The organism is Nocardia sp. NPDC127526 (assembly GCF_042672265.1).
GTDB lineage: Bacteria > Actinomycetota > Actinomycetes > Mycobacteriales > Mycobacteriaceae > Nocardia.
The window spans coordinates 1-2,685 of the sequence record NZ_JBHXVO010000062.1 but is presented as its reverse complement, the minus strand read 5'-3'; the positions used below and the strand labels follow the sequence as shown (position 1 = coordinate 2,685).

Below are 2,685 nucleotides of genomic sequence, written 5' to 3'. Positions count from 1 at the left end.
GCACAGTGGACGCGTAGCTTCTTTGTTGGTAAGTCCTCGGCCTATTAGTACCGGTCACCTGCATCTGTTACCAGACTTCCAGTTCCGGCCTATCAACCCAATGGTCTGTTGGGGGCCTTACCCCCTCGAGGGGGTGAGAAACCTCATCTTGGAACAGGCTTCCCGCTTAGATGCTTTCAGCGGTTATCCCTTCCGAACGTGGCCAACCAGCCGTGCCCCTGGCGGGACAACTGGCACACCAGAGGTTCGTCCGTCCCGGTCCTCTCGTACTAGGGACAGCCTTCCTCAAGTTTCTGACGCGCGCGGCGGATAGAGACCGAACTGTCTCACGACGTTCTAAACCCAGCTCGCGTGCCGCTTTAATGGGCGAACAGCCCAACCCTTGGGACCTACTCCAGCCCCAGGATGCGACGAGCCGACATCGAGGTGCCAAACCATCCCGTCGATATGGACTCTTGGGGAAGATCAGCCTGTTATCCCCGGGGTACCTTTTATCCGTTGAGCGACACCGCTTCCACTTGCCGGTGCCGGATCACTAGTCCCGACTTTCGTCCCTGCTCGACCTGTCGGTCTCACAGTCAAGCTCCCTTGTGCACTTGCACTCGACACCTGATTGCCAACCAGGCTGAGGGAACCTTTGGGCGCCTCCGTTACATTTTGGGAGGCAACCGCCCCAGTTAAACTACCCACCAGGCACTGTCCCTGAACCCGATCAGGGTCCGAGGTTAGAGGTCCAATACGATCAGAGTGGTATTTCAACGACGACTCCCACCACACTGGCGTGTGGCTTTCACAGTCTCCCACCTATCCTACACAAACCGTACCGAACACCAATACCAAGCTATAGTGAAGGTCCCGGGGTCTTTTCGTCCTGCCGCGCGTAACGAGCATCTTTACTCGTAATGCAATTTCGCCGAGTCTGTGGTTGAGACAGCAGAGAAGTCGTTACGCCATTCGTGCAGGTCGGAACTTACCCGACAAGGAATTTCGCTACCTTAGGATGGTTATAGTTACCACCGCCGTTTACCGGGGCTTAAATTCTCAGCTTCGCGCCGAAGCGCTAACCGGTCCTCTTAACCTTCCGGCACCGGGCAGGCGTCAGTCCGTATACATCGTCTTACGACTTCGCACGGACCTGTGTTTTTAGTAAACAGTCGCTTCTCTCTGGTCTCTGCGACCCCGTCCAGCTCAGGAAGCAAGTTCCGTCACCAGACAAGGTCCCCCTTCTCCCGAAGTTACGGGGGCATTTTGCCGAGTTCCTTAACCACAGTTATCTCGATCGCCTTAGTATTCTCTACCTGACCACCTGTGTCGGTTTGGGGTACGGGCCGTGTACCAACTCACTAGAGGCTTTTCTCGGCAGCATAGGATCACTGAATTCGCCTCAATCGGCTACGCATCACGTCTCAGGCCATGTGTCGTGCGGATTTGCCTACACGACGCCCTACACGCTTACACCAGGTATTCCATCACCTGGCCCAGCTACCTTCCTGCGTCACCCCATCGCTTGACTACTACAGCCAGGGTCGTGCGCAGCCGCTTTGAGCCTCCCGAAGGAGGTCTCGCCACATTTGGGCACTTAGCACAACTGATTCGCCATTGGGCGCGGGTACACGGGTACGGGAATATCAACCCGTTGTCCATCGGCTACGCCTGTCGGCCTCGTCTTAGGTCCCGACTCACCCTGGGCGGATTAACCTGGCCCAGGAACCCTTGGTCATTCGGCGGACGAGTTTCTCACTCGTCTTTCGCTACTCATGCCTGCATTCTCACTCGCGCAGCCTCCACGGCTGGATCACTCCGCCGCTTCCCTGGCTACACGACGCTCCCCTACCCACCCAGACCACTGCCCATTGCTGGGGATGTATATGTCTGAGTGCCGCGGCTTCGGCGGTGTACTTGAGCCCCGCTACATTGTCGGCGCAGGATCACTTGACCAGTGAGCTATTACGCACTCTTTCAAGGGTGGCTGCTTCTAAGCCAACCTCCTGGTTGTCTTCGCGACCCCACATCCTTTTCCACTTAGTACACGCTTAGGGGCCTTAGCCGGCGATCTGGGCTGTTTCCCTCTCGACTACGAAGCTTATCCCCCGCAGTCTCACTGCCACGCTCTCACACACCGGCATTCGGAGTTTGGCTGACTTCGGTAAGCTTGTGGGCCCCCTAGGCCATCCAGTAGCTCTACCTCCGGCGTGAAACACGTGACGCTGCACCTAAATGCATTTCGGGGAGAACCAGCTATCACGGAGTTTGATTGGCCTTTCACCCCTACCCACAGCTCATCCCCTCAGTTTTCAACCTAAGTGGGTTCGGGCCTCCACGACGTCTTACCGTCGCTTCACCCTGGCCATGGGTAGATCACTCCGCTTCGGGTCCATAGTGTGCGACTACAGGGCGCCCTATTCGGACTCGCTTTCGCTACGGCTCCCCCACACGGGTTAACCTCGCCACACACCGATGACTCGCAGGCTCATTCTTCAAAAGGCACGCCATCACCCCACCACAAGGGAGGGCTCTGACGGATTGTAAGCGCACGGTTTCAGGTACTATTTCACTCCCCTCCCGGGGTACTTTTCACCTTTCCCTCACGGTACTAGTCCGCTATCGGTCACCAGGTAGTATTCAGGCTTATCGGGTGGTCCCGACAGATTCACAGCAGATTTCACGGGCCCGCTGCTACTCGGG

Annotated in this window: 1 rRNA gene; it reads right to left on the bottom strand. The window is 57.1% G+C overall.

Annotation, left to right across the window (positions count from 1 at the left end):
* Nucleotides 1-24 precede the first annotated feature (24 nt).
* A 23S ribosomal RNA gene (locus ACFVIV_RS39115) occupies nucleotides 25-2,685 on the bottom strand; the annotation flags it as partial.